At 73.7% G+C, this 26,298-nt stretch carries 27 protein-coding genes; 16 read left to right on the forward strand and 11 right to left on the reverse strand.

Annotated elements, in window-relative coordinates:
- The first annotated feature begins 18 nt into the window (after nt 1-18).
- Together ACQP00_RS14940 and ACQP00_RS14945 are read left to right on the forward strand one after the other, a co-directional pair.
- A complete protein-coding gene (locus tag ACQP00_RS14940) occupies nt 19-867 on the forward strand; it encodes an NAD(P)-dependent oxidoreductase (RefSeq protein WP_433219337.1) in 849 nt (282 codons plus the stop codon).
- The gene (locus ACQP00_RS14945) at nt 864-2,027 is read left to right on the forward strand and encodes a serine hydrolase domain-containing protein (RefSeq protein WP_433219339.1); all 1,164 of its coding nucleotides are present in this window, start codon (nt 864-866) and stop codon (nt 2,025-2,027) included. Before ACQP00_RS14940 ends, ACQP00_RS14945 begins: the two co-directional genes overlap by 4 nt.
- Here ACQP00_RS14945 and ACQP00_RS14950 read toward each other — a convergent pair.
- A complete protein-coding gene (locus ACQP00_RS14950; RefSeq protein ID WP_433219341.1) occupies nt 2,024-2,662 on the reverse strand; it encodes a DUF998 domain-containing protein in 639 nt (212 codons plus the stop codon). The two genes, ACQP00_RS14945 and ACQP00_RS14950, sit on opposite strands and share 4 nt — an antisense overlap.
- Before the next feature lie 71 nt (nt 2,663-2,733).
- On the opposite strand from ACQP00_RS14950, the gene ACQP00_RS14955 reads away from it, so the two are divergent.
- Together ACQP00_RS14955 and ACQP00_RS14960 are read left to right on the forward strand one after the other, a co-directional pair.
- Nucleotides 2,734-3,201, forward strand: coding sequence for a MarR family winged helix-turn-helix transcriptional regulator (locus ACQP00_RS14955; protein WP_433219343.1), 468 nt, complete (start codon nt 2,734-2,736; stop codon nt 3,199-3,201).
- 58 nt (nt 3,202-3,259) lie between these two features.
- Complete coding sequence (locus tag ACQP00_RS14960; RefSeq protein ID WP_433223858.1) at nt 3,260-3,625, forward strand: VOC family protein; 366 nt, start codon at nt 3,260-3,262, stop codon at nt 3,623-3,625.
- Between the two features lie 35 nt (nt 3,626-3,660).
- Here ACQP00_RS14960 and ACQP00_RS14965 read toward each other — a convergent pair whose 3' ends face one another.
- Nucleotides 3,661-4,980, reverse strand: coding sequence for an ATP-dependent 6-phosphofructokinase (locus tag ACQP00_RS14965; protein ID WP_433219345.1), 1,320 nt, complete (start codon nt 4,978-4,980; stop codon nt 3,661-3,663).
- 78 nt (nt 4,981-5,058) lie between these two features.
- Here ACQP00_RS14965 and ACQP00_RS14970 point away from each other — a divergent pair, with 78 nt between their 5' ends.
- Nucleotides 5,059-5,631, forward strand: a complete 573-nt coding sequence (locus ACQP00_RS14970; RefSeq protein ID WP_433219347.1) for a hypothetical protein — start codon at nt 5,059-5,061, stop codon at nt 5,629-5,631.
- Here the strand turns inward: ACQP00_RS14970 and ACQP00_RS14975 are convergent.
- Nucleotides 5,555-5,815, reverse strand: coding sequence for a DUF3303 domain-containing protein (locus ACQP00_RS14975; RefSeq protein ID WP_433219349.1), 261 nt, complete (start codon nt 5,813-5,815; stop codon nt 5,555-5,557). The two genes, ACQP00_RS14970 and ACQP00_RS14975, sit on opposite strands and share 77 nt — an antisense overlap.
- A 162-nt stretch (nt 5,816-5,977) precedes the next feature.
- On the opposite strand from ACQP00_RS14975, the gene ACQP00_RS14980 reads away from it, so the two are divergent.
- From ACQP00_RS14980 to ACQP00_RS15000, 5 genes are all read left to right on the forward strand, one after another.
- Nucleotides 5,978-6,982 (forward strand): LacI family DNA-binding transcriptional regulator, encoded by a 1,005-nt coding sequence (locus ACQP00_RS14980; protein ID WP_433219351.1) that lies wholly within the window; start codon nt 5,978-5,980, stop codon nt 6,980-6,982.
- Between the two features lie 19 nt (nt 6,983-7,001).
- The gene (locus ACQP00_RS14985; protein ID WP_433219352.1) at nt 7,002-7,325 is read left to right on the forward strand and encodes a YciI family protein; all 324 of its coding nucleotides are present in this window, start codon (nt 7,002-7,004) and stop codon (nt 7,323-7,325) included.
- Between the two features lie 12 nt (nt 7,326-7,337).
- The gene (locus ACQP00_RS14990) at nt 7,338-8,300 is read left to right on the forward strand and encodes a hypothetical protein (protein ID WP_433223860.1); all 963 of its coding nucleotides are present in this window, start codon (nt 7,338-7,340) and stop codon (nt 8,298-8,300) included.
- 101 nt (nt 8,301-8,401) lie between these two features.
- Entirely contained in the window at nt 8,402-10,402 is a 2,001-nt protein-coding gene (locus tag ACQP00_RS14995; protein WP_433219354.1) for a ricin-type beta-trefoil lectin domain protein, read from the forward strand.
- A 56-nt stretch (nt 10,403-10,458) separates the two neighbouring features.
- Nucleotides 10,459-11,331 (forward strand): NAD-dependent epimerase/dehydratase family protein, encoded by an 873-nt coding sequence (locus tag ACQP00_RS15000; protein WP_433219356.1) that lies wholly within the window; start codon nt 10,459-10,461, stop codon nt 11,329-11,331.
- Nucleotides 11,332-11,395: 64 nt separating this feature from the next.
- On the opposite strand, the gene ACQP00_RS15005 is transcribed toward ACQP00_RS15000, so the two are convergent.
- Nucleotides 11,396-11,980, reverse strand: a complete 585-nt coding sequence (locus ACQP00_RS15005) for a GNAT family N-acetyltransferase (RefSeq protein ID WP_433219358.1) — start codon at nt 11,978-11,980, stop codon at nt 11,396-11,398.
- Nucleotides 11,981-12,069: 89 nt separating this feature from the next.
- Nucleotides 12,070-12,891 (reverse strand): AraC family transcriptional regulator N-terminal domain-containing protein, encoded by an 822-nt coding sequence (locus ACQP00_RS15010; RefSeq protein ID WP_433219360.1) that lies wholly within the window; start codon nt 12,889-12,891, stop codon nt 12,070-12,072.
- Nucleotides 12,892-12,973: 82 nt separating this feature from the next.
- Here ACQP00_RS15010 and ACQP00_RS15015 point away from each other — a divergent pair, with 82 nt between their 5' ends.
- Complete coding sequence (locus ACQP00_RS15015; protein WP_433219362.1) at nt 12,974-13,996, forward strand: aldo/keto reductase; 1,023 nt, start codon at nt 12,974-12,976, stop codon at nt 13,994-13,996.
- Here ACQP00_RS15015 and ACQP00_RS15020 read toward each other — a convergent pair.
- A complete protein-coding gene (locus ACQP00_RS15020) occupies nt 13,974-15,020 on the reverse strand; it encodes a 3-deoxy-7-phosphoheptulonate synthase (protein WP_433219364.1) in 1,047 nt (348 codons plus the stop codon). The two genes, ACQP00_RS15015 and ACQP00_RS15020, sit on opposite strands and share 23 nt — an antisense overlap.
- A 270-nt stretch (nt 15,021-15,290) precedes the next feature.
- Between ACQP00_RS15020 and ACQP00_RS15025 the strand changes: the two genes are divergently transcribed.
- The gene (locus ACQP00_RS15025; protein WP_433219366.1) at nt 15,291-15,860 is read left to right on the forward strand and encodes a CBS domain-containing protein; all 570 of its coding nucleotides are present in this window, start codon (nt 15,291-15,293) and stop codon (nt 15,858-15,860) included.
- Here ACQP00_RS15025 and ACQP00_RS15030 read toward each other — a convergent pair.
- From ACQP00_RS15030 to ACQP00_RS15045, 4 genes are read right to left on the reverse strand one after another with little or no spacing between them, the layout of a single operon-like run.
- Complete coding sequence (locus tag ACQP00_RS15030; RefSeq protein WP_433219368.1) at nt 15,853-16,353, reverse strand: GAF domain-containing protein; 501 nt, start codon at nt 16,351-16,353, stop codon at nt 15,853-15,855. The genes ACQP00_RS15025 and ACQP00_RS15030 overlap by 8 nt on opposite strands.
- Entirely contained in the window at nt 16,350-16,619 is a 270-nt protein-coding gene (locus ACQP00_RS15035) for a hypothetical protein (RefSeq protein WP_433219370.1), read from the reverse strand. The genes ACQP00_RS15030 and ACQP00_RS15035 overlap by 4 nt, the downstream gene beginning before the upstream one ends.
- A 13-nt stretch (nt 16,620-16,632) precedes the next feature.
- On the reverse strand, nt 16,633-17,283 hold the full coding sequence (locus tag ACQP00_RS15040) for a methyl-accepting chemotaxis protein (protein WP_433219372.1): 651 nt from the start codon (nt 17,281-17,283) through the stop codon (nt 16,633-16,635).
- Nucleotides 17,250-17,666, reverse strand: a complete 417-nt coding sequence (locus ACQP00_RS15045; RefSeq protein WP_433219374.1) for an MCP four helix bundle domain-containing protein — start codon at nt 17,664-17,666, stop codon at nt 17,250-17,252. The genes ACQP00_RS15040 and ACQP00_RS15045 overlap by 34 nt, the downstream gene beginning before the upstream one ends.
- 147 nt (nt 17,667-17,813) lie before the next feature.
- Between ACQP00_RS15045 and ACQP00_RS15050 the strand changes: the two genes are divergently transcribed.
- The 3 genes from ACQP00_RS15050 to ACQP00_RS15060 are packed head-to-tail and all read left to right on the forward strand — an operon-like array spanning nt 17,814 to nt 23,986.
- The gene (locus tag ACQP00_RS15050) at nt 17,814-18,413 is read left to right on the forward strand and encodes a class I SAM-dependent methyltransferase (RefSeq protein ID WP_433219375.1); all 600 of its coding nucleotides are present in this window, start codon (nt 17,814-17,816) and stop codon (nt 18,411-18,413) included.
- Between the two features lie 21 nt (nt 18,414-18,434).
- Complete coding sequence (locus ACQP00_RS15055; RefSeq protein WP_433219377.1) at nt 18,435-21,212, forward strand: hypothetical protein; 2,778 nt, start codon at nt 18,435-18,437, stop codon at nt 21,210-21,212.
- Nucleotides 21,209-23,986 carry a hypothetical protein gene (locus ACQP00_RS15060; RefSeq protein WP_433219379.1) on the forward strand — a complete coding sequence of 926 codons (2,778 nt, stop codon included), beginning with the start codon at nt 21,209-21,211 and terminating at the stop codon, nt 23,984-23,986. The genes ACQP00_RS15055 and ACQP00_RS15060 overlap by 4 nt, the downstream gene beginning before the upstream one ends.
- Here ACQP00_RS15060 and ACQP00_RS15065 read toward each other — a convergent pair.
- Nucleotides 23,951-24,949, reverse strand: coding sequence for a LacI family DNA-binding transcriptional regulator (locus ACQP00_RS15065; RefSeq protein WP_433219381.1), 999 nt, complete (start codon nt 24,947-24,949; stop codon nt 23,951-23,953). The two genes, ACQP00_RS15060 and ACQP00_RS15065, sit on opposite strands and share 36 nt — an antisense overlap.
- A gap of 118 nt (nt 24,950-25,067) precedes the next feature.
- Between ACQP00_RS15065 and ACQP00_RS15070 the strand changes: the two genes are divergently transcribed.
- Nucleotides 25,068-26,294: a sugar ABC transporter substrate-binding protein gene (locus ACQP00_RS15070; protein ID WP_433219383.1), complete on the forward strand. Its 1,227-nt coding sequence runs from the start codon at nt 25,068-25,070 to the stop codon at nt 26,292-26,294.
- Nucleotides 26,295-26,298: the final 4 nt, after the last annotated feature.

The following is a 26,298-nucleotide window of genomic DNA, read 5'->3' on the forward strand; positions in this document are numbered from 1 at the left end:
CGTGGCAGTATCGGTGCCATGACTTTGGCAGTGCTGGGCACCGGGATCATGGGCGCCGCGATCGTCCGCAACTGGCGCAAGGCCGGGCACGAGGTGCGGGTGTGGAACCGCACCCGCGCCCACGCCGAGCCGCTCGCCGCCGACGGGGCGGTCGTGGCGGACAGTGCGGCCGAGGCCGTCACCGGGGCCGATCCGGTGGTGACCATGCTGTTCGACGCGGGCGCGGTGGCCGACGTCATGCGGGCGGCGGCGCCGGGGCTCGCGCCGGGGACGCTCTGGCTGCAGCTGAGCACGGTCGGGGCCGACGGCGCCGACGAGCTGGCCGGGCTCGCGTCGGAGTTGGGCCTGTTGTACGTCGACGCGCCCGTCCTCGGCACCCGCGGCCCCGCCGAGCAGGGGCAGTTGCACGTGCTCGCGTCCGGGCCGGCGGAGGTCCGGGGCCGGGTCGAGGAGCTGGCGGCGCCGATCGCGGCCAAGGTCAGCTGGCTCGGCGCGGCCGGGCAGGGCAGCCGCACCAAGCTCGTCGTGAACAGCTGGGTGGTGACCGCGACCGCTGCGTACGCCCAGAGCGCCGCCCTCGCCGACGCGCTCGGTGTCGACCTGCTGCCGTTGATCGCCGGCGGCGCCCTCGACTGGCCGTACGCGCAGGTCAAGGGCCCGATGATGCAGCGCCGCGACTATCCGGTGGCGTTCCCGGCCGAGGGTGCGGCCAAGGACGCCCGGCTCGTGAGCGAGCTCGCGGCGTCCCTCGGCGTCGATACGTCCATCGTGGACGCGGCCCGCGGCCGGTACGACGAGGCCCTCGCCCGTGGCCTGGGCGAGCGCGACCTGGCCGCCGTCTACGAGGCCGTCCGCCGGCCGAAGTGAGCCTGACCCGCCGGTCCTTCCTCGCCCTGGCCGCGGCCACCGCCGTGGCCGGGTGCGAGGCGCATGCCGCGCCGTCCAACCCGACAACTCCGACGACCGCCGTCACCCAGGATGATGCCGGCCTCAAGCCGGCCGTCGCCCGCTACCTGCAGCCGACGCCGGAGAATCCGCACCATCCGCTGTACCCGGGCGCGGTCGCCTTCGCCGCCGTCGACGGCCGGGTCGCGGCGCACTTCGCGGTCGGCGACGCCGTGCGGTACGCGGCCGACAAGTCCGAGCTGCCGGCCGCCGAGCGCGTCACCGCCCGCCCCGACACCATCTACGACCTGGTTTCGCTGACCAAGATGTTCACCGCGGTCCTGGCCCTGCGACTGGTCGAGCGCGGCCGACTCGACCTGGACGCCCCGGCCGCGCGCTATCTCCCGTTCTTCGACACCAAACCCGGCATCACGGTCCGCATGCTGTTCACCCACACCTCGGGCCTGTCCAAGGACACGCCACTGTCAGGAACAACCCCAGAAGAACGGCTCGCATCGGTACTGCGCCAGCCTCCCGTAGCCGCCCCCGGAACCGGCTTCCTGTACGCCGACCAGAACTTCATCGCCCTCGGCGCGATCGTCACCGGCCTGACCGGCGACTCCCTCGACACCCTGGTCCGCCGCGACATCGCCGCCCCGCTCGGCATGCCCGACACCGGCTACCTCCCGCCGCCGACCCTGCTACCGCGCATCGCGGCGACCGAGCACGGCCTGCGCGGCACCGTCCACGACCCGGCCGCCGCCGGCCTGGGCGGCGCAGCCGGCCACGCGGGCATCTTCTCCACGGCCGCCGACCTGGCCCAGTTCGCCCGCGCCCTGCTGGACGGCGGCGGCCCGCTGCTGCGACCCTCCACAGTGGACCAGCTGCGCACGGACAACAACGCCCGCTTCGGCCCGGCGGCGGCCCACGGGCTCGGCTTCGACATCGACCAGAGCTGGTACATGGGCCGCCTGGCGGGTCACGGCGCCTTCGGTCATACCGGCTTCACGGGTACCTCGCTGCTGGTCGACCCGCACCGCAAGCTGATCCTGGTGCTGCTGACCAACCGTGTCCACCCCGACGCGACGTGGGGCAGTGCCAACCCCGCCCGCAAGGCCGCCGCGAACGTCCTGGCCGGCTAGCCGGGCCGCGTCGCGGTGGCCGGTGGCCGGCGCAGGGTGCGGATCGCCAGCGTGGTGAGCCAGGCCAGGCCGATGTAGAGGGCGGCGCTCTCGAACAGGCCGGCCGGGGCGTCTGGCCAGGTGCCGCTGTACGCGAGCGTGACGAGCACGTCGGTGACGAGGAAGCACAGCGCGACGAGGATGCCCGCGGCGACGGCCCAGCCCCGGGCGACGCGGCGGGCGTAGACGAACGCCGTCACGCTCAGGCTGACGAACACGAGCGGGCCGGCGATCTGGTGCAGGATCCCGTGCCAGGAGGTGGTCGGGGTGGCGCCCGGTGGATAGTCCGGGCCGGGGTCGGTGGTGAAGAGCCCGGCCGCGACGAGCGCCAGGCCGGCCAGCGCGATCCAGCGGGGACCCCAGGCCGAGGCCGGCCCGTCCCGGATGGTCCGGCGCAGGCCGGTGGCGAAGACGACGACCAGGATGCCGGTCACCACGAAGTTCGCGGTCTGCAGCCAGCCCTGGGACGTCAGCGCGAGGTCGCTGATGAGGTGTCGCACCGGATCGAAGTGCGGCCGGACGGCGCCCTGGACCACCGTCGCCACGGTGAACAGCACGGGGCCGACGATCCCGGCGGCGAGGCGTACACGTGACATATCTGCTCCAATCATAATCTGCATCGTGCAGATAACGACTCGCGCAGATTATGCCCCGGTAGAGTGCGGCTATGTCAAGGTCAAGGCAGGCGCTGATGGCCGACCTGCAGGCGACGCTCACCCAGGCCGTGGCCGACGCGATCCTGGTGCAGCAGGCGGCGGCCGACCGCCTGGGGCTGCCGCTGGCCGACTTCAAGTGCCTGACCGCGCTGCTCGAACAGGGCACGGCCACCGCGGGCGAGCTGATGCAGCGCACCGGCCTCACCAGCGGCGCCGTCACCCGCATGGTCGACCGGCTGGAACGCGCCGGCTGGGTCCGGCGCACCCACGACACGGTCGATCGCCGCCGGGTCATCGTCGAACCCGTCGCCGCCCGCCTGGGCGAGATCGAACCCCTCTTCGCCGGCATGGCCACCGGCTGGAACACCGCCCTGGCCGGCTACGACGAAGCCCAGCTGCACCTGCTGCTCGACCTCTTCCAACGCATGCGCGCCCTGGCCCGCGAGCAGGCCGCAGCCATCCGCGCCGACCGGCCCTGACCGCGCGGCGAACACTGAGAATGGGGGCATGGTCCACATCACGATCGCTACAGTGACGATGAAGACGCACGTGCCGGCCGAGGTTGCACGGTTCTGGCGGGATCTGCTCGGTTACCGGGTTGCGCCGAACCACAGTGATTCGGTACTGCTCGTCGGCGACACCGGTCCGGCGCTGCTCATCCAGCCCTCCGCGGAGCCGGTCGAGCCGGGCGCGATCCACCTCGATCTGCGGCCGGACGACCAGGCGGCGTGCGTGGCGCGGGCGGTCGAGCTGGGGGCCCGGCCCGCCGACGTCGGGCAGCGGGGTGATGAGGGCTGGGTGGTCATGGCCGATCCCGGCGGCAACCTGTTCTGCGTCCTGGAGTCGCGGGCGGACCACCTCCGGCTCCTCTCGCAGGACCCCGGGACCCCCACCGACATTTAGCCGGCCTGGGCGGCGAAGCCGGTGTGCCAGGTGGGCTAGGCGAACACCGGCGGCTGGCCGGTTGCCTCGAGGACCGACAGCCACAGGTCGCCGTCCGGGTCGACCAGGTTGCGGGAGCTGATGGCCAGGGCGATCGGCACATGCACGAAGCGCCCCCGCCAGCGGCCGACGACCATTTCGGTGCGGCCGGCCATGGCGGCGTGGGCGGCGGCGTGGGCGAGGCGGATGCAGTACACGCTGTCGTAGGGGTCGGCGGGGACGCTGCGGATGGTGTAGCTCGGGTCGATGTACTTCAGGTTGGCCTCCACGCCGGCGGTGTCGAAGTGCGCGGCGATCCGGCCGCGCAAATAGCGGCCGAAGTCCTCCAGGCGCACGTTGCCCGACGCGTCGCGGCCGGTCGCCGAAAGGTATTCCTGGCCCGCGCCCTCGGCCACGACGACCATCGCGTGGCCGCGGTCGAGCACGCGGCGGCGCAGGTGCTCCAGGAAGCCGCCCGGGCCGTCGAGGGCGAACGGGACCTCCGGGATGAGGACGTAGTCGGCGTCGTTGTTCGCCAGCGCCGCGTAGCACGCGATGAAGCCCGAGTGCCGGCCCATGAGCTGGACCAGGCCGATGCCGTTGGGGAACGCGGTCGCCTCGACGTGGGCGGCTCGGATCGCCTCGGTGGCCTTGCCGAAGGCGGTCTGGAAACCGAAGGAGCGCTCGATGTACGGGATGTCGTTGTCGATCGTCTTCGGCACCCCGACGACGGCGATCCGCATGCCGCGCGCGGCCACGGTCTCGGCGATGCGCAGGGCGCCGCGCATGGAGCCGTCGCCGCCGATCACGAACAGCACGTTGAGGCTCAGGCGTTCCAGGCAGTCCACGATCTCGTCCGGGTCCTGGTTGCCGCGCGAAGTGCCGAGGATCGTTCCGCCGTACTCGTTGATGCCCGCCACCACCTCCGGGTCCAGATCCACGACGGGGCGGCCGTAGCGGGCGGTCAGCCCCTGGTACCCGTTGCGGAAGCCGACGATCCGCCGGACGCCGTAGTGGTTGGTGAGCTCCAGCACCAGCGCCCGGATCACGTCGTTGAGGCCGGGGCAGAGCCCGCCGCACGTGACGATGCCGACCCGGGTCTTGGACGGGTCGAAGTAGATTTTGGAGCGCGGGCCGCCGGGTTCGAAGCCGGGCAGTTCGGCCACCGGGACGCCGCGCGCGGCGACCAGGGCGACGGTGTCGTCGAGCAGGACGCGGTCGGTCTCGTCGACGTAGTGCTGGGTGGTGCCCTGCCGGCGCAGCAGCACCGACAACGGCGAGTCGACCCGGCACTCGCCGAGCCGGGCCACCTCGAGCTGTGCGCGTTCGTCGACCATGGAACCCATGGTCCGCCGGTGTCGTTTCGGGGCGGTTAATCGCTTGAGGCGCGGCCGGGCCGGGGTCATCGTGGAGGCATGCGGGTGACGTTTGTACGGTTCCCCGACCACGAGCGCGCGCACGTACGCATCGAGCGCGATGACGGCGTGGTGTACAAGATGGATTCGGGCCCATCCGGACCTGAGATGCCGCACGACCTCGTGCACTACACGGTCGAGGACGCGTTCGGCATGCGCGACGGGATCTGGGGGTCGATCGCCGGGGGTGTCGTGTTCCGCAGCATGCACCACGTCTCCGGGCGCCGGCCGCCGCACGCCGCCGAGCGGTCCAAGGACCTGATCCGCGAGCACCGTGAGCTCATCAAGCGCGCCGAGCACCTGGGCGGGCTGTGCGAGCGCGCCGCGGCGCTGCCCGACGCGGATCTGGCGCGGTTCGCGGTGCGGGACGCGTACATCCCGATGACCGTCGAGCAGTTGCGCACCGCGGCCGGGGCGCTGCGGCGGGCTCAGGCCGGCTGGTCGGCGCTCGCGGTCGGCGACGAGCTGGCGCTGGAGTGGCCGGGCTGGCGGCGGCTCACAGCAGCCCCGACGCCCGGGAGGACGGCACGACCGGGACGATCTCGAATTCGACCAGGTCGCTCCAGCTCGTGACCCAGCGCATGAGCGTCGTGAGGTCCTCGCACTCCATGAGCTGGTAGCAGCGGGCGAAGTCGGCGGCGACCCAGCTGTCGACGTACCGCAGCCCCGCGGGCAGCATCCGGCCCTGCTCGCGGGCGCGGGCGTACACCGGCTCGGCCTGCCCGCCACGGAACCGTTCGATCACCATGAACAGCATGTCCGCCAGTATCCAGGCTCCGGGCGACCACCCCACCGTCGCCGCCCGGAGCCTGGATGCGTTCGCGATGTAACGGAATGAAACGTCCTGTAACATCGCTGGACATCAGCAAACCGCCGCCTGGAGCGACTGTCAAGAGTCCTAACAGAGGAGGGGTGACGAATGGCCGGCCATCGCCGGGTGACCGTGCGCGACATCGCCGCCGAGACCGGCATGTCCATCGCCACCGTGTCGCGCGCGCTCAACGACCACCACGCGGTGACGCCCGCGACCCGCGCGCTCGTCCACGACGCGGCCGAGCGGTTGCGCGCGCGGATCGGGGTGAGCGGCAAGCCCAAGGGCGGCATCGTGTTCGTGCGCTGCCCGTACGTGCTCACCGACTACTTCGGCCTCATCGTCTCCTCGATCGCCGAGACGCTCACCCTGCACGGCCGCCAGCTCGTGCTCACCGCGGGCGAGGCCGCGCAGCGCACCCAGCTGCTGGCCGACCTCGACGGGCGTGAAGGGGTCACCGGCGCGATCGTGATCCTGCCGCCCGAGCCCGGCGACGACCTGGTCGAGCTGCAGCGGCGGCGGATGCCGTTCGTGGTCGTCGACCCGCGCACCACGCTGCCGCGCGACATCGTCTCGGTCTCGGCCGCGCACTTCGCCGGGGCCCGCCGCCTCACCGGGCACCTGGTCGAGCTCGGCCACCGGCGCATCGGCGTGATCGGCGGCCCGACCGAGTGGCTGGCCAGCGACGCCCGCCTGGCCGGGCACAACGCGGCCCTGGCCGACGTCGGCGTGCTGCCCGCGGCCGAGCTGCTGCGCAGCGTCGAGCCGACCACCGAGCACGGCCATCGCGCCGCCGGTGAGCTGCTCGACCGGCCCGAGCGGCCCACGGCGCTGGTGTGCTTCAACGACAAGGCGGCCGTCGGTGCGCTGCGGGCGGCGGCCGAGCGAGGCTTGCGGGTACCGGATGAGCTGTCAATCACCGGTTTCGATGACCTGGACCTGGCTCAGGCGACCGGCCTGACCACGGTGCGCCAGCCGCTGCAGGAGATGGGCCGGATGGCCGTGTCGCTGCTGGTCCGGCTGCTGGAGCAGCACGAGCTCGACGCGCTGCACGTGGAGCTGGCCACTGAACTGGTGGTGCGCTCGTCGACCGCCCCGCCGCCGCCCGCCTGACGGGTGCGATCCTGGTGGCATGACCCCGCGCATCTGGTTCGTCCTGCAGCACCGCCCGGGCCCGGCCGCCAAACCCGGTGTCCGCCTCACCGACCAGCCGGGCTTCGAGGAGCACCTGGCGTTTCTCAACCGGCGGGCCGAGGATGGGACGTTAGTGGCGGCCGGGCCGTTCGACGACACCGACGGCGCCGTGGACGAGGGCATGACGGTGCTGGCCGCCGCCAGCCTGGACGACGCGCTGCGCCTGGCCGAGTCCGACGACGAAGCCGTGCGCTCGGGGCTGCTCGCGGTGACCGTGCGCACGTGGACGGTCGTCATGACGCCCGCCGTCACGGAGGACTGACCCTTGCTGTTCGTGTACCGCTCGCACTACGAGGGGCAGTGGAGCAAGCACATCCGGCGGCTGCCCGACCGCGGCGTGCTGGACTGGTTCCGCCGCGGCTGGGACTCCGGCGACCCGGACGGCTGGGCCGAGGCCGAGCTGGGCGTCGACCCCTACGGCCTGCACACCGTCTTCGACGCGGCCGCCGAGCACGACCTGCCGAAGCCCGGGACGCTCGACGAGCTGCGCGCCCAACTGCATGAGCACCTGTACGTCGAGGGCGACCCCGACGAGTACATCCGGCTCGACGAGCACAGCCTGCGGGTGCGCACGGACGACGACGAGGTCGAGCTCGCGTACTTCTTCCTCGACGACGAGGTGCTCGCCGCCCACCCCGAGCGGCTCGCCTACGTCGTGCACGAGGGCCCCTTGCCCGCCGACTCCGGTGCGGGCGAGGGCGAGCCGAGCACGTTCGCGGTCTTCCTGACGTACTACGACGGCTCCAGCCTGGAGGCCACCCCGCCGTTCGTGTTCCCCGGCGTCTCCCTGCCCGAGCTGCCGGCCCACCTGCGCGCGGCCGAGCCCGATTCGGACGTGTGGCCGCCGGAGCTGATGGTGCTGCAGGCGCTGACCGCCCCCGGCGACGAGACCGTGCGCCCGGCCCTGGAGCGCTGCAACCGCTGGCCCGGCTTCAACATCAACGCCGATCCGTGGCCGGAGGACACCACCGACGCCTGGGCCGTGCTCGCCGGCGCCGAGTTCGAGTCGGGGCGCAATCCGGAGCTGAGCGTGCTGCAGGCGGGCGAGCACCTGGCCCAGCTGGCCATGCACTGCGACGATTTCTTCGGGTTTCAGCAGTGGTACCTGTTCGACACCGACTGGGCCGCCGCCCACCCGGACCTGGCGTCGTCGCTCCTGCGCTACGCCACGCACTGGGATCCGCTGAGCGGGGGTGCTCCGCTCCACCCGGACCCCCTCGAAACCGGGCCGGCGTAGTCTGTCGCACCTTGCCCGCCGTCCGGCCGGGCTGATCCTCTCGCATTGACGGCGGTCGACAGGGCGGCTATGTTAGCGCTCACACAGTCGAGGGAGCCGCCATGACCCGCCTGTCTGCGCTGACGCTTGCCGCCCTGCTCCTGCTGCTCGGACTGCCCACGCTCGAGCCCCGGCTCGTCGCGGCCACGCAAGTGAGCGTTCCCACGCCCGCCATGGGATGGGCGTCCTGGAACAGCTTCGCGGCGAACATCAACGCGACCGTCATCAAGCGCCAGGCCGACGCGATGGTGAGCACCGGGCTGGCGGCGGCCGGATACACGTACATCAACATCGACGAGGGTTGGTGGCAGGGCACCCGCGACGCGGCCGGGAACATCACCGTCGACCTGAACGAGTGGCCCGGCGGCATGGCGGCCGTCGCCGACTACATCCACGGCAAGGGGCTCAAGGCCGGCATCTACACCGACGCCGGCCGCGACGGCTGCGGCTACTACTACCCGACCGGCCGCCCGGCCGCGCCCGGCTCCGGCAGCGAGGGCCACTACGCGCAGGACATGCTGCAGTTCGCGCGCTGGGGCTTCGACTTCGTGAAGGTCGACTGGTGCGGCGGCAGCGCCGAGGGCCTCGACCCGCAGGCCACGTACCGCGCGATCAGCACCGCCGTCGCGAGCGCGAGCGCGAGCACCGGCCGCAAGCTGCTGCTGTCGATCTGCAACTGGGGCGTGAACGCGCCGTGGGACTGGGCGCCCGGCCTGGCCCCGATGTGGCGCACCAGCACCGACATCATCTACTGGGGACAGACCGCGAACCAGTCCATGGTGCTGACCAACTTCGATCGCGGCCTGCACCCGGCGGCCCAGCACACCGGCTACGTCAACGACCCCGACATGATGATCGCGGGCATGCCCGGCCTGAGCGCCGCCCAGAACCGCACCCACATGAACCTGTGGGCCATTTCCGGCGCGCCACTGCTGCTCGGCGCGAATCTGACCACTGTGGACACATCGACGCTGAAGAACGCCGACGTCATCGCGGCCGACCAGGACCCCCGCGGACTGCCGGGCATCAAGGTGGCCGAGGACAGTGCCGGGCGCCAGGTGTACGGCAAGATCCTCGCCGGATCCGGCAAGCGCGCCGTCGTGCTGCTCAACCGCACCGGCTCGGCCGCCACGATGACGGTCCGCTGGGCCGATCTCGGCCTCACCACCGCGACCGCCACGGTGCGCAACGCGTGGACGGCCCAAATTACGGCCGTCGACACGTATTACAGCATCTCGGTTCCCGCCAACGACTCGGTGTTCCTGACCGTCGCCGGCACCGACGCCGCCGCGACGACCTACGAGGCCGAGTCGACCGCCAACACCCGCACCGGCTCGGCCGCCACCGCCACGTGCCCCGGCTGCTCGGGCGGCTCGAAGGTGGGCAACGTCGGCAACGGCGGCACGCTGCGCTTCAACGGCGTCGCCTCAACCAACGGCGGCTGGGCGGTCGCCACCATCGCCTATGTCAACGGCGAGACGACCGCGCGCACCGCCACGCTGCAGGTGAACGGCAGACCGTCCACTGTGGTCGCGTTCCCGCCCACCGGATCGTGGACGTCGGTGGGGAGTGTGAGTGTGGCGGTACCATTGCAGCCTGGAACAAACGCGCTGACGTTCGCCAATCCCGGCGCGTGGGCACCGGATCTCGACGCCGTCGAGGTGCGCACGCTCGCGGGCGGGGTGGCCGTCACCGGCACCCAGTCGGGCCGCTGCATGGACGTCGACGGCGCCGCCGCCACCAACGGCGCGAAGGTCCAGCTGTGGGACTGCAACAACCAGATCAACCAGTCCTGGACGCTCACCGGGTCGAAGCAGCTGAAGGTGTACGGCGGAAAATGCCTCGACGCCTACAACAACGGCACCGCGAACGGCACGACCGTCGACATCTGGGACTGCAACGGTCAGACCAACCAGCAGTGGACCCTGAGCGCGGACGGCACCATCCGCGGCGTGCAGTCCGGCCTGTGCGTGGACGCCTACAACGCCGGCACCGCCAACGCCACGAAGCTGGTCCTGTGGTCGTGCAACGGGCAGGCGAACCAGCGCTGGGCGCTCGGCTAGCCCCCTCACCCCGCACGTCATGCCGGGACGGCCCTCCTCCGGCGTACGGTGAACGCATGCGAGTCCTGGTCGCGGGGGCCACCGGCGCGGTGGGCCGGCCGCTCGTACCGCTGCTGCTCGACGCCGGCCACGACGTCATCGGCCTGTCCCGCTCCGAGGCGGGCGGCCAGTGGATCCGCGCCCAGGGCGCCGAGTCCGTGCAGGCCGACGCGCTCGACCGCGACGGCCTGCGCCGAGCCGTGGAGAGCGCCAACCCGGACGTGGTCGTCCAGCAGCTCACCGACCTCATCGGTGGTGACGGCGCGGCGAACAACCGCCTGTACCGCGACGGCACCCGCAACCTCGTCGAAGCCGCCACCGCGGCGGGCGCGGGCCGGTTCATCGCCCAGTCCATCGCCTTCGCCTACGAGCCGGGCGCCACCCCCGCCGACGAACAGGTCCCCCTCTACGTCCACGCCGACCCACCCTGGCGCGACAGCGTGACGGCGATCGCGACCCTGGAGGAAACGGCCCTCGCCTTCGGCGACACGGTCGTGCTGCGCCTGGGCGTCCTCTACGGCCCGCACACCTGGTACGAGCCGGGCGGCGCGGTCGCCTCCGCCCTGTCGGGTGAGCCGGGCGCCCCGTTCATCGCCAACCTGACCCCCGACGACTCGATCAGCTCCTTCGTCCACGTGGCCGACGCGGCCCGAGCCGTCGTCGCCGCCCTGGACTGGCCACCCGGCCCGATCAACATCGTCGACGACGAACCCGCCGCGGGCCGCGAGTGGATCCCGGTCCTGGCCGCCGCCCTCGGCGCACCGGCACCGGCGCCGATGAACGTGAAGCAGGACTGGGCCCGCGGCGCGAGCAACGCCCTGGCCCGCTCCCGTGGCTGGCGCCCGGTCTTCCCGACCTGGCGCACCGGCTTCGCGGCCCAGACCGGCTAGGTCTTCGCTTAGGGTGGGGCGTGACGTTCACCGGGCGGCCCCGTACGGCGGAGCAGTGGCGGATTTACCTCGCCGAGTACAGCGCGGACTTCCTGCGGGTCGCGCCCGGCCGGTCCCGTCTGAGCAACCCGTAGACCCAGGAGTCCGAGACCTCGCCGTTCACGACGCAGTCCTCGCGCAGCGTCCCCTCCCGCACGAACCCGAGCTTCTCCAGCACCCGGGCCGACGCGGCGTTGCGGGTGTCGGTCTCGGCCTGCACGCGGTTGAGGTCGAGGGTGCCGAACGCCCACGACAGCACCGCGCGGGCGGCCTCGGTCGCGAAGCCGTGGCCCCACGCCGTGGCGGCGAAGCAGTAGCCCAGCGCGGCGCTGCGGTAGTCCGGGTTCCATCGGGTCAGGCTGCACCAGCCGAGGAACGTCCCGTCGCCGTCGCGATCCACGGCCAGGCGCGCCCCGGTGCCGTCCTCGGCCATCTGCCGGCAGTCGGCGAGGAACCGCCCGGCGCGCGCGGGCTCGCTCCACGGCGGCGCGTCCCAGTAGCGCAGCACGTGGGCGTCGCTGTGCAGCGCGAAAAGCTTGTCCGCGTCCGCGTCGGCGAAGGGCCGCAGCCGGAGGCGCGCGGTGCGCAGCGTGGGGGTGGGCAGCGACATACGGTCAGCGTTGCACGAGCCGCCCGGTGCGTCGAGGTAGTTGAAGGCGGTGTCCGTGGGGCGTCGTCGAAGCGATCGCTTCAAAACAGTCAGGCGCGGGGGGAGGTGCCGAAGGCGCGGCGGTAGTCGCGGGTGAACTGCGACGCGCTGCGGTAACCCACCCGGCCCGCGATCGCCGCCACCGTGGCCGGGTCGCTCTGCAGCAGGGAGCGGGCGGCCTGCAGGCGGATCTGTTTCTGGTACTGCACCGGCGTCATCGAAGTAGCCGCCCGGAAGTGCCGGTGGAAGGCCGACGGCGACAACCCGGCCAGCGCCGCCAAGCGGTCCACCGAAACGGGTGAGGCGTAGTGCTCCCGCAGCCAGGAAACGGCTCGGGCCACCGGGGTGATGGAGCCGCCGATCTGGCGTACGGTCGCCCCCTGCTCGCCGGTGACGAGACGCCACAGGATCTCGCGGCGGTAGGACTCGCCCAGGACGTGCAGGTCGGCCGGGTGCTCGGCGGCCCGCAGCAGCCGCACCACCGGGTCCAGCAGCTCCACCGGCGCATCGCTGATCGCCAGGCCCGGAGCACGGGCCGGCGTCGGGGCCGACGGCAGCAGCGGCGCGATGTCCGACGGCCGCAAGCGCAGCGACACGACCGCATAGGGCTCGTCCCGCGAAGCTTCCAGGGCCTGGCCGACGATCGGCAGGTCCAGGGACACGACGAGGTACTGCCCCGCCCCGTAGTCGTACGGCACGCCGTTGAGGGTTGCGCGCTTGCGGCCTGAGGCGACGATCGCCACCGACGGCTCGGCCATCACCGCGGACGGCGGGCTGGGCTGGTCGACCCGGGCGACCGTGACGCCGTCCAGCACCGGACCGCGGCCGGCCCGGCGCAGGATCAGGCTGCGCAACTCTGCGAGGAGGTCCACGCGTCAAGCGTGCCAGGATCCGGCACAAGCGCGGCAGGATCGGGCTCGCCGCACCGAGGCCGGGCGCGCTGACATTGAGGGCATGCGACACAGGATGCTTGGCCGGACCGGTATCTCCGTCAGTGAGCTCGGGCTCGGCGCCATGATGCTCGGACCGTTCGGCGGCAACGATCAGGAGACGTCCGCCCGTATTGTGCACGCCGCGCTCGACGCCGGCGTCAATCTCGTCGACACCGCCGACGTGTACTCGCTCGGGGAGTCGGAGCGGATCGTGGGGGCCGCCATCAAGGGGCGGCGGGACGATGTGGTGCTGGCGACCAAGTTCGGGCTGCCGATGGGGGAGGACCCGAACCATCGGGGCGGCTCGCGGCGGTGGATCGTGCGGGCCGTCGAGGACAGTTTGCGGCGGCTCGGGACCGACCACATCGACCTGTACCAGATGCACCGCCCCGATCCCGCCACCGACCTGAGTGAGACCCTCGGCGCGCTCACCGATCTCGTGCGGGCGGGGAAGATTCGGGCGTTCGGGTCGTCGATGTTCGCCGCCGACGCGATCGTGGAGGGGCAGTGGGCGGCGGAGCGGGCCGGCACGCACGCGTTCGCGTCGGAGCAGCTGATGTACTCGATCTTCACGCGGCGGCCGGAGGCGGCCGTTTTTCCGGCCATCCAGCGGTACCAAATGGGGGCCCTTGTTTTTGGGCCGCTCAACTCGGGATGGCTTTCCGGGCGGGCGGACATCGCCGGTGGGCACCGGGCGGCGGGACAGCCGGCGCACTTCGATCCGGAGTCGGTGACCGGGCGGGTGAAAGCGGCCGCACTGCCGCAATTGCGGCTGATCGCGCAGGAGGCGGGGCTCACCCTGCCGCAGCTGGCGATCGGGTTCGCGGCCGCGCATCCGGCGGTCACCTCGGTGCTGCTCGGGCCGCGCACGGCCGGGCAGCTCGACGGGGCCCTCAGCGGGGCGGGCGTCGAACTGCCCGGGGACGTGCTCGACCGCATCGACGCGATCGTGGCGCCCGGGACGGACGTGAATCCGGCCGACAACTACGGCACCACGCCGCCGGCGCTGGCCGACAAGAACCTCAGGCGGCGCGGCGGGCTCTGACCGCGGCGGCCAGGTCGTCCAGCAGGGCGGCCGTGGTGTCCCAGGACATGCAGGCGTCGGTGACGCTCTGGCCGTAGGTCAGCTCGCCGCCCAGGTCCTGGCGGCCGGCCACCAGGAAGCTCTCCAGCATGATGCCGGCGATGCCGTCCTGGCCGGTGGCGATCTGGTCGGCGACCTCGCGGGCCACGGCGGCCTGGCGGACGTGGTCCTTGCCGCTGTTGCCGTGGCTCGCGTCGACGATGAGCTTTCTCGGCATGGACGCCTTCTCCAGGCGGGACAGGGCGTCCGCCACGTCCTCGGGGCCGTAGTTCGGGCCGGTGCGGGCGCCGCGGAGGATGATGTGGCAGTCCGGGTTGCCGGTCGTGGAGACCACGGCGGCGCGGCCGTCCTCGTCGACGCCGAAGAAGACGTGCCGGGAGGCGGCGGTGCGGCAGCCGTCGATGGCCACCTGGACGTCGCCGTCGGTGCCGTTCTTGAAGCCGACCGGCATCGACAGGCCCGAGGCGAGCTGGCGGTGGACCTGGCTCTCCGGGGTGCGGGCACCGATCGCGCCCCACGAGACGGCGTCGGCGATGTACTGCGGGCTGGTCGGCTCCAGGAACTCGCAGCCGACCGGCAGGCCGAGCGCGAGCACGTCGAGCAGCAGCTCGCGGGCGAGGCGCAGGCCGCGGGGGACGTCGAAGGTCTCGTCCAGCCCGGGGTCGTTGATGAGGCCCTTCCAGCCGACGGTGGTGCGGGGCTTCTCGAAGTACACCCGCATGACGATCGCGAGGTCGGGGGAGAGGCGGTCGGCGAGGACGGCCAGGCGGCGGGCGTAGTCGACGGCGGCGACCGGGTCGTGCACGGAGCAGGGGCCGACGACGACGAGCAGGCGGTCGTCGGCGCCGGTGACGATGCGGTGCACGTCGTCGCGGCCGCGCTGGACGACCGCGGCGCGCGTGTCGTCCATCGGCAGGTCGGTGGTGAGCTCACGCGGCGAGAACAGCGGCCGGTAGCCGGTGACGCGGAGGTTGCTGGTTTCCATGGCCCGTCTGGTTCCTTCCAGGGAGGCGGGCCCGGTGTCACCAGCCCGCCGTCTTCACGACGAAGGGCAGAGACGACGACGTCTCTGCCCCTGCTGGCTCCGGGTGAACTAGGTCAGCGCAAGCGACCGCCGGCTCCACCCGGAGCCACGGTAAACGCGCGATAACCCAGCATCACGCGGCCACTGTACCGCATCGCGGCGGGACCTTCGGCCCTGCCGCCCGCATCCCGGGCGCGCCTACCGTCGGGGCAGATGGGAAGGAGGCCCGTGATGAGCCGGTGGAATGTCGCGGACGTGATGACGTTCGGCGCCGTGTCCGTGACGGAGGACACGCCCTTCAAGGCGATCGTCGACCTGCTGGAGGCGCACGGGGTCAACGCGGTGCCGGTGGTCGACGCGGCCGATCGCGTGGTCGGCGTCGTGTCCTCCGCGGACCTGCTCCCGAAGATAGAGCTCGCCGGTACCGTCAAAGCTCACGCGACCGCCGCCGGCGAGCTGATGAACGCGCCCGCCGTCACGGTTGCCGGGACCGCCGCCCTGCCGACCGCGGCCCGCATCATGGAGGCGGCCGGGCTCAAGCGGCTGCCCGTCGTCGACGCCGGCGGCCACCTCATCGGCATGGTGACGCGGCGGGACCTGCTCAAGGTGTTCCTGCGCGCCGACGAGGACATCCGGCGCGAGGTGGCCGGGCTGTGCGAGCGGGCCGGGGTGCGGGTCGAGGTCGCCGACGGGGTGGTGACGTTGCTCGGCGAGGTCCGGCGCGGGGCCGCGATCCCGCAGTTCGTGCGGCGCGTGGAACGGGTCGACGGGGTGGTCGACGTCGTGAGCCTGCTCAACTGAGCGCGGCGTCCAGCTCGTGCCGGATCCGGTCCGCCGCGTCCTCCAGCACCGCGATCGTGTCCGCGTCGTACTGCCCGGGCCGCGCATGCAACGCGCAGTGCGTGCCGATCGTGTGGCCGTCCGCGGTGGCGATCGGCACCCCCGCGTACGAGTGGATGCCGGCCGCGGTCAGCGGGCCCCCGTCCACGTCGCCGCGCGTGTCGAGGGCGATGTCGGGGACGATCTGCGGCCGCCCCTCGGTGACCACGCGGCTGCAGAACGACCACTCGGCCGGCGCGCCGCCGATCGCGGCGGTCATGGTGCCCTCGGCCCCGTGCGTGGCCATGGTGAGCACGGCCCGGTCGAGCAGGATGTTCACCGCGGTCAGCGAGCCCGGCAGCCGTCCGGCGGTCTCGGCGGTGATCCGGCCGAGGGCCTGGCGCAGGTGCGGGTCGGTCAGGTCGTACCGCGTGATCGCCCGCAGCCGGTCCACGTCGGTGAGGTGCTCGGTCACTGGACGCTCCGGATGGTGTGGTCGGCCGCGGAGAGGTACTCGTACGTGCTGAGCCGGATGTCGAGGGACTGCGCGCACAGCCCGACGACCGGGTCGGGCTCCTCGCGCATGGCCGCGATGACGGCCGGCAGGGTCGGTTCGCCGCCGGCCCGCCCGGTCACCCGGCTCCAGATCGCGTCGGCCCGCTCGCCGAAGACGGTGTCGAGCGCGGTGCGGGCGTCGGCGAGCGACGGGGCGCTCAGGCCGTACGGACCGGGCGGATTCATGCGGCTCCCACCGTCAGTACCGGAAAATCTTGACGATCGTGTTGAGCTTGGTGGCGAGGCCGGAGAGGTCGTCGGCGGCCTGGCGGCTGGCCCCGGCGCTCTCCGCGGTGGCCTCGGCGACCGACGCGACCGCGCCGAAGGTCTCCGAGACCCGGGCGCTGGACTCGGCGGCCGCGCTGATCGAGCGGCTCATGTCGCTGGTGGTCGCCGACTGCTCCTCCACCGCGGACGCGATCGTCGCGGTGTACTCGGTGATCTGCCCGGTGACCTCGAGGATCTCTTCCAGGGCCCGGGCCGCGCTCGCGGTGCCGCCCTGGATGGCGCCGATCCGCGCGGTGATCTCCTCGGTCGCCTTCGCCGTCTCCTGCGCCAGGTCCTTGACCTCGGCGGCGACGACGGCGAAGCCCTTGCCGGCGTCCCCGGCCCGGGCCGCCTCGATGGTCGCGTTCAGGGCGAGCAGGTTGGTCTGGGCGGCGATCGAGGTGATCAGGCTGACCACCTCGCCGATCCGGTCGCCGGCCGCGCCGAGCTGCTCCAGCTGGGCGTTGGCGCCGTGGGCGACGTCCATCGAGCGCTGCGCGACCTGGGCGGCCCGGGCGGCGTTGCCGGCGATCTCGCCGATCGAGGCGCTCATCTGCTCGGCGCCGGTCGCGACCGCCTGCACGCTGTCGTTGACCTGGTCGGCGGCCTCGGCGGCGGTGCCGGCCCGGCCGGACGCCGCGGCCGCGTCGCCGCGTACACGGCCAGGTCGGCGGCGAACGCCTGGTCGTCGGCGGCGAGCGCCTGCTCGTACTTGGCGCGGGTGGCGTCGTCCTCGCTCAGCGCGTGGTTGAGCACGTCCCGGCGGGTGCGCTCCATGTCGATCTCGACCTTGTCGATGTCGCGCACCGGCAGCAGGCCGTTGGTGTACAGCCGGTCGGCCGCCTCGTTCATCGCCGACATGCGCTGCAGCGCGGCCCCGGCCACCAGGACCGCCACGATCGCCATCAGGAAGACCGCCGAAGCGATCTTCGTGCGCAGGCTCAGGTTCGCCAGCACCCGGTTCATCGCGGGCCGCGCGCCGGCTCGTCGGTGCTGACCGGCCCACCGTCGACTTCAGACCGCACACCACGCTCATCGGCGCCGCGGCGGTGCGGTTGAGTAAGTTTCAACGGAACCCGGCAACGAAACCCGGCAACGGGGAGGGAGCACCACATGGCCGAGGAGAACGCCTGGCTGCGGCGCAAGGCCGAAGAGCCCAACCACGTCAGCTGGTACGTCCAGCGCTTCCGCGACCTGGCCGCCGGCGGGGCGGACCTGGCGGGGGAGGCCCGGCTGATCGACGCGATGGTGCCCCGCGGCGCGCGGATTCTCGACGCCGGCAGCGGCACCGGACGGGTGGGCTCGTTCCTCGCCGCGGCCGGGCACGAGGTGGTCGGGGTCGACCTCGACCCGGAGCTCGTGGCCGTGGCCGAGCAGGACCATCCGGGCCCCACCTGGCTCGTCGGCGACCTGGCCGAACTGGACCTGCCCGCGGCCGGGGTCAAGGCCGGCTTCGACGCGGTCGTGTGCGCGGGCAACGTGATCACGTTCGTCGCGCCGTCGACCCGGGTGGAGATCCTGCGCCGGTTCAAGGCCCATCTCGGCGAGGGCGGCCGGGTGGTCGTCGGCTTCGGGTCCGGGCGCGGCTACGCCTTCGACGACTTCCTCGCCGACGCGGCCACCGCCGGTCTGTCCCGGGATGTGCTGCTCTCGACGTGGGATCTACGACCGTACACGCCGGAATCGGACTTTCTGGTGGCCCTATTTCGGTAGGGAGGTACTAGGGTCTGAGCGATGCTGGGGCTGGTGATCGGGGCGCTGCGGGCGCGGCGGGTGCAGGCGCTGGTCATGCTCGCGCTGGCCGCGGTGACGGTCGTCGCGGCCGCGGTCGCCGCCCGGGCCGCCGACACCGCCGGGGAGCACGCGGCGCGGGCCCGGGTCGCGGCGGCCACCGTCACCGAGCGCACGCTGCGGGTCCGCGGCACCGTCACGGCCGGCGACCGGCCCGAGGAGGTGCTGCGCCGGATGGCGAACCTCGTCGACGCGCCGGTCGACGAGAAGAGCGGCGGCCTGCGCCTCGCCGGCGACCTCGTCGACGCCGACGGCAACCACCGGCAGGCGGCCGACCTGCGCTCGGCCGAGAAGCTGTGCGCGAACGTGACCCTGCGCCAGGGCCGGTGCGTCGGCGCCGACGGCGAGGCGATCATCCCGGAGGAGCTGGCCCGGCTGCTCGGGGTCGGGGTCGGCGCCCGGATCGTGCACGCGACCGGGCTCACCGCCCAACCGGTGACGCTCGACGTCGTCGGCATCTACACCCCGCTGGACCCGGCCGGCTGGTTCTGGGCCGGCCAGGAGGGCACCGCCGCCTACACCACCACCCCGACGGTGACCGCGGCCAAGGCGACCGTCACCGCCACGTTCGACGCGGTGCTGGAGCCGGAGGCGTTCGACGACGCGGCCGGGCTCAAGAGCGGCCTGGACCGGCTGCGGACGGCCCGCTTCGAGGTCACCTCCGGCGCGGCCGGGCTCGCCGACGCCGTGGCCGCCGACCGCCGCTCCGTGCACCGCTCCGTCGGCCTGGCCGAGGCCCAGATCCTGCTCGTCGGCGGCCTGGCCATCGCGGTCGCGGCCGCCTACGCCGCCCAGGAGCGCCGCGGCGACGCCGCCCGGCTGGCCATCCGCGGCCTGCCCCGCTGGCGCATCCGGGCCGCGACCGCCGGGCAGAGCCTGCTGCCGCTCGCGCTCGGCGCCATCTGGTCGCCGCGGCTGTTCGCGGCCGGGTTCGTCATCGTGACCGCCGCCGACTGGAGCGCCACCCGCGGCGGGGTCACCGAGCTCATGCGCGACGTGCGCCCGCGCCGCCCCCTCGCCGCCGCCACCGCCGAGCTGTGCGCGCTCGGCCTGGCCGCCGCCGCGCTGTTCCAGATCGTCGCCGCGCCCGCCGCCGACGTGCGCCGCGACACCGGCTTCGGGCTGGCCCAGGTCGCCCCGCTGCTCGTCGCGGCCGGGCTGGGCGTGCTCGGCACCCGGGTGCTGCTGGCCGCGGCCGGGCTCTACGGCCGGCACGCGCTCGCCGCCGGTCGGCTGAGCGGGGCCCTCGCGGGGCTGACGCTCGGGCGCCGGCGCACCGCCTACCGGATCGTGCCGCTGCTCGCCGCGGCCACCTGCGTGCTCGCCCTGGCCGCCCAGGACTGGCACGGCGGGGCGACCGCGCGGGCCGAGCGGGCCCGCGTCGAGCTCGGGGCCGAGCGGGTGCTGCGGGTCGCCCCGGTCCCGCGCGAGCGGCTCCTCGCGGCGGTCCGCGCCGCCGACCCGGGCGGGCGGGAGGCGATGGCCGTCGTCGTCACCGGGGCCGCCGGGTCCGCGCCGGTCATCGCCGTCGACGCGGTCCGGCTGCGCGCGGTCGCGGGCGTCGACGGCACCGCCCTGCACCCGGGCGCCCCCGCGCCGCTGGTGTTCACCGGCACCGACCTGTCCCTGCGCGCCGCCGGCGACGGCAACAAGCTGCGGGTGCTGCTGGCCGCCGACGGGACCGGCGAGCAGGCCGTGGCCGAGTTCGGGCCGCTGTCGGCGGGGCCGGACCCGTACACGGCGGTGGTGCCGGGCTGCGCGCGCGGCTGCCGGGTCGAGGCGGTCGAGGCCGACCGGGGCACCGTCGAGCTGCGCGAGCTCAGCGCCGGCGGCCGGACCGTCATCGGCGGCGCCATGTTCGCCGACCCGGCCCGCTGGCGCACCACCGTCGCCCAGGCCAGCGCCGGCATCCAGGTGGTGCAGACCGGCGGGGTGCTGCGGATCGGCGACGCCGAGCCCCGCACGCGCCGCCCGGTCGACAGCCGCCTGTACGTCGTCGACGCCCCCGTCCCGCTGCCCGCCCTCGCCACCGGGGACGCCGCGGCGAGCGAGACCCACGACCAGCCCGCGGCGAGCATCTTCGGCGCGTCGGTACCCCTCGACCCCACCTCCACCGCGCTCGTCCCGCGCGGCGGCGGCAACGGCATCCTCGTCGACCTCGAGTACGCGGCCCGGATCACGGCCGTGGCCGTCGGCGCCGTCCCGTCCGCCGAGCGCCCCGAGGTCTGGCTGGCCGCCGGGGCCGGCGACGCCGTCATCGCCAACCTGCGCGCGGCCGGGCTCGACATCACCGGCAGCGACACCGTGACCGCCGCGACCGCCCGCGCCGACCGGCTCGCCCCGTCCGTGGCCGCGCTCGGCGACCTGGCCGGGGCCGGGATCGTGCTGCTGCTCGCCGCCGTGGCCGCGTTCGTGGTGGCCGCCGTGGACCGCCGCGACCGCGACGCCGAACAGGCCGCGCTGCGCCGCCAGGGTGTCCCGCAGCGGCTGATGCGGCGGGTCGAGCGGCGGGCCGCGCTCGCGCCGGTGCTCGTGGCGGTCGTGCTCGGGCTGGCGGCGGCGGTGCTGCTGCGGATCCTCGCCCCGCCGCCCGTGCGGGCGTTCAGCGATGCGTGGCCGGTGCAGGCACCGGCAGTACAAGCGACGGCCCTTGTCTGTGCCGGGCTGGCGGCGCTGGTGGTCTTCGGTGCCGTCGTGATCACCCGGGTGGGTCGCCGATGACCGCGCTGGTGCTGGGCATGCTGCGCTCACGGCTCGGCCGGGCGCTGACCGTGGCGCTGCTGACCGCGCTCGCCACCGTGGCCGCCGTCGCCGCACCGGTCTATGTGGACCGGACCGACCGGCGCATCGTCGACACCGCGGTCGCGCAGGCCGACGTCGGCGAGCGCAACATCCTCGTCAGCGGCACCGTCGAGTCCGGCTCCGACGGCACGATGCCGAACACGTTCGAGCGGCTCGGCTCCGGCTGGCTCGACGCGCCCGGCTACACGTCGGTGTTCAGCGCCCAGTTCGCCGTGCAGCCGGCCGCGGTGCCGGTCGCCGACCCGGAACAGCTCAGCCGGGTCGTGTACCGCGAGGGCCTGTGCGACCACGTGGTCGTCGTGGCCGGCCGGTGCCTGATGGGCACGGGCGACGCCGTGCTGGGGGTGAGCGCGGCCGAGCGGCTGCACCTGAAACCCGGCGACGCCGTCGAGCTGACCGGCTCGATGTTCGACTCGGCCAACAACCGGTACCTCGCCGCCGGCGTGCCCACGCCCGTCACCGTCGTCGGCATCGTGCGGGCGAGCGACGGCACCGAACCGTACTGGGGCAGCGGCGGCGCGCTGACCGACGCCGGCGGCCCCGCGTTCGCCGTCGACCGGCGCACCCTGGCCACCTTCGCCCGCCCGGCCGAGCTGCAGAGCTTCGACGCCTACCCGCTGCCCGGCGCCATCAGCGTCGCCCACCTCGGCGAGCTGCGCGAGTGGGTGGACGAGGCCGACAGCCGCCGCAACAGCGGCGCGCGGCTCACCACCGACCTCAGCGGCCTGCTCGACCGCATCGACGCGGCCCGGGCCGACGTGCGGCGCACCGTACCGTTCGCGGTCGCCCCGGTCCTCGTCCTCGCCTGGGCCGTCATCATCCTGGCCGTCGCCGCCGCGACCCGGGCCCGCCGCTTCGAGCACGGCATCATCGCCCTGCGCGGCGTGGCCCGCCCCGGCCGCTGGTGGCTGGCGACCGGCGAGACCCTGCTGCCGATGCTGCTCGGCGCCGTGGCCGGGTTCACCGCGATCGGCGGCTGGAGCACCCCCGGCGCGCTGCCGTACGCGGCCGTGGCCGTCCTCGGCGCGCTCCTCGCCGGGCTGGCGGTCGGCATCCGGACCGTCTCCGGCCCGGTCGTGTCCCTCCTGCGCCGGGTCGACGTCCGAAGTGGACGATGGGGGGCGCGGGTCGCCGTGTTCGCCGCCGTCGCCGCGGCCGTGGCGGCGTTCCAGGTGAGTGGCGGCCTCGCCCCGGCCTGCGTGTTCCTGTTCTTCGGCCTGGCCGCCGCCGTCGCGTCCCCGTTCCTGGCCGCCCGCCTGGGCCGCCTGGCGCTGCGCCGCGGCCGCCTGACGGGCGCGCTCGCGGGGCTGTGGCTGGCCCGCCGCCCGTCCTCGGCCCGGCTCCTCGCGGTGCTCGTCGTCGCCCTGTCGTCGCTGGCGTTCGCGGCCGCGGCGACCACCACCGCCGACCAGCGCCGCAATGCCCAGGCCGATCAGGAGATGGGCGCCGCAACGGTACTGTCCGTGGGCGCCCCGTCCCGCCGCGCCCTCCTCGACGCGGTGCACGCGGCCGACCCGGCCGGACGGTACGCGATGGCGGTCGTCCCGTTCCCGGGCGCGCTCGCCGTCGACGCGCCCCGCCTGACCTTCGGCACCGGCCTCGCGGCGCTGCTGCACCCGGCGGACCTCGGCGCCCCGACGACGGTGACCGGCACGACCCTCAGCCTCGACATCACCGTCACCCACCTGGACCGCACCGACGACGCCTTCTCGGCCGTGGTGTCCCCATTGGACGGACGCCCCAACGCCACGGTCGAGTTCGGCGCGGTGCTGCCGGGCCGGCACACCTACTCGGCGGCGATCCCGTGCTCGGACGGGTGCCGCCTGGCGCAGCTGGCGTTCCGGCTGGCCCCGTACGCGGGTGCGGCGCTGGAACTGACCCTGCACAACGCGCCGACGGCCACCTGGCAGGTCCCGGACGGCGCGACGGCGACGGCACAGGGCACGGACGTGGCCCTGAAGCTCCCGCCGGGCCCCGCGGCCGGCACCGGCGTGCTCCGCCCCGACGACGGTCCCGCGGTGCTGCCGGTGGTGTCGACCGGTCCGCTGCCGCCGGACGGGCTGCTGACGGTGTTCGACCGGCAGCGGCCGGTACCGGCGAAACTCGTCGGCACCGTCTCCTCGCTGCCGCGGCTGGGCTCGACCGGCTCCCTGGTCGACCTCTCCTACGCCGACCGCCTCTCCATCGACAGCACCGCCGAGGGGGCGCAGGTCTGGCTGACGGCCGACGCCCCGCAGTCGGTCACCGACGCGATCGCCACCAACGGCGTCACCATCGACGCGAAGCGCACCATCGCCGACGCCCGAGCCGCCCTGGCCGGCGAGGGATCGGCGCTGGGCCTGCGGTTCTACCTGGTGGCGGGCGTGCTCGCGGTGGTGCTCGCGGCGGCGGCCCTGCTCAGCGGTACCGTCGAGGGCTCGTCGAACGACCTGCGCTCGCTGCGGACCCAGGGCCTGGCCGCGCGCCGGGCCCGCACCGTCGAGCCGTTCGCCTCGGTCCTGCTGGTCCTGTTCGCGGGCGTGGTCGCGATCCCGGCCACCGCGGCGGCGTGGGCGGTCGCGGCACCACCCGGCCTGCGGGGAATACCGCCGCTCGGGCCGCCGGCCCTGGCCCTCGCGGGCGGGCTCGGGCTGCTCGCGGTCGTAGCGGTGCTGACCTCAGCCCGGCGGGGCGATCGAGGCGCGCGGCCGTAGGGGCATGTCGACCAGGTGCGCTCCGCCGCCCGGGTCGAGGAGCAGCTCGACCGCGCGCCGGCCGAGCTCGAAGTGCGGCAGCGCCACCGACGACAACTGCGGGCGCAGCCACGACGCCAGGTCGGAGTCGTCGAAGGAGACGATCGACAGGTCCCCGGGAATGCTCAGGCCGGCCTCGGCGGCGGCCTGGTAGGTGCCGAGGGCCAGGCGGTCGTTGAGGCAGATGAAGGCCGACGGCCGGGCGCCGGTGGCCAGGAACGCGCGGACCGCCTCGTAGCCGGGCTCCGGCCACCACTCGCAGGCGACGGTCCCGGCGATCGACGCTCCGGCGGCGGCGAAGGCGGCGGTGATGCCGGCCCGGCGGTTCCGGTCGGCGTACACGTGCACGGCGCTCTCGCCGACCAGGTACACGCGATCGCGGTGGCCGGCCGCGAGCAGCGCGGCGGCGGCGGACCGGCCGGCGGCGAGCTCGTCCGGCACGACGCTGGGGGTGCGCCCGCGGGCCACACAGTTGACGAGCACGAGCGGATGGCCGCGCAGGGCCGCCGGGACCCGGATCTCCCGGGTGTACATCGACGCGTACAGGAACCCGTCGACGCCCCGGTCGAGCATGTCCTGGACCAGCCGCTTCTCCGTCGCCGGGTCGCCCTCGGTCTCGCCGATGAACAGCAGGTGCTGGCGGTTCAGCGCGGCCGCGGTGGTGCCCCGGATGATCTCGCCGGCGAACGCGTCGGTGGCGATGGTGTCGGACACCAGGCCGATCGTGTGGGTGAGCCGGGTGCGCAGGCTGCGGGCGGTCAGGTTGGGCCGGTAGTCGAGCTCCCGCGCGGCCCGCAGCACCCGCTGCTCGGTGTCGGCCGAGATGCGCATGTCCCGGCGGCCGGTGAGCACGAACGACGCGGTGGTGCGCGAGACACCGGCCCGCCGCGCCACGTCCAGCAGCGTCACTCGGGCCGCGACCATGCAAGCAGTCTGAACCATCGGTGTCCGGCGCCGGCCACGCCACCCTTGACATCGGTCACCGTCGAAGCGGATGCTCTTGCTAACTCGATTCAGCAAACACCTCCGGGAGGTGTCGGCGATGAGGCCGCAGAGACTCCTGATCGGCGTGGTCGCGCTGCTGCTGCTGGCCGGATGTGGCGGGCCGGGCGCGGCGGGCGCGGAAGGGCCCCGACCCGAGCTGACGATCTGGATCGACGCGCTGCGCGCTCCCGCGATCAAGCAGGCGGCCGACAAGTTCGGGCAGGACAGCGGGGTCGCGGTCCGCACCGAGATCGTGGCCAAGGACCTGCAGACCCAGTTCGTCACCGCCGCCCAGGCCGGCAAGGGCCCGGACCTGGTGCTCGGGGCCCACGACTGGATCGGCAACCTGGTGCAGAACGGCACCATCGACCCGGTCCAGATGACCAACCGGCAGAAGGCGACCTTCGACCCGCTCGCCCTCAAGGGGGTCACCTTCAACGGGCAGCTCTACGGGGTGCCGTTCGCCGTGGCCAACGTCGTGCTGATCCGCAACACGGAACTGGTCCCGCAGGCGCCGCAGACCATGGAGGAGCTCGTCGAGACCGGCCGCGCGCTGGTGGCCGCCGGCCGCACCCAGGAGATCATGGCGCTGCCGATGGGGCCGACCGGGGACTTCTACCACCTCTATCCGCTGTTCACCTCGGCCGGCGGCTACATGTTCGGGACCAAGGCCGACGGCGACTACGACCCGAAGGATCTCGGCGTGGCCAAGCCGGAGGCGACCCAGGCGTTCCAGAAGATCGCCGCGCTCGGCGAGGGCGGCGCGGGCGCCCTCAAGCGCTCCATCTCCAACGACAACGCCCGGGGGCTGTTCACCGATCGCAAGACCGCGTTCCTGCTCTCCGGGCCGTGGCAGTTCGCCGACATCAACAAGTCCGGGGTCAAGTACGACGTCAGCCCGATCCCGCCGTTCGCCGGCGGCAAGCCGGCCCGCCCGTTCGTGACCGTCGACGCGGCCTACGTGGCCCGCCGGGGCGCCCACAAGCTGCTCGCGCAGGAGTTCGTCACCAGCTACTTCACCCGGACCGAGGTGGCCGTCGCGCTGTACCGGGCCGACCCCCGCCCGCCGGCCCTCATCGCCGCGCTGGACCAGGTCAAGGGCGGCGACCCCAACCTGGAGAAGGTCCTCAAGGCCGGCCAGCAGGGCGAGATCATGCCCGCCATCCCCGCCATGGCGACCGTGTGGGACCCGCTGGGCAAGGCCGAGGCCGCGGTCACCGGCGGCGCCGCACCGGGCCCGACCATCACCGCCGCCGCGGCGGCGATCCAGTCGCAGATCAAGTAAGGAG

This window comes from Dactylosporangium sp. CS-047395 (genome assembly GCF_050942185.1).
In the GTDB taxonomy this organism is placed as follows: Bacteria; Actinomycetota; Actinomycetes; order Mycobacteriales; family Micromonosporaceae; genus Dactylosporangium.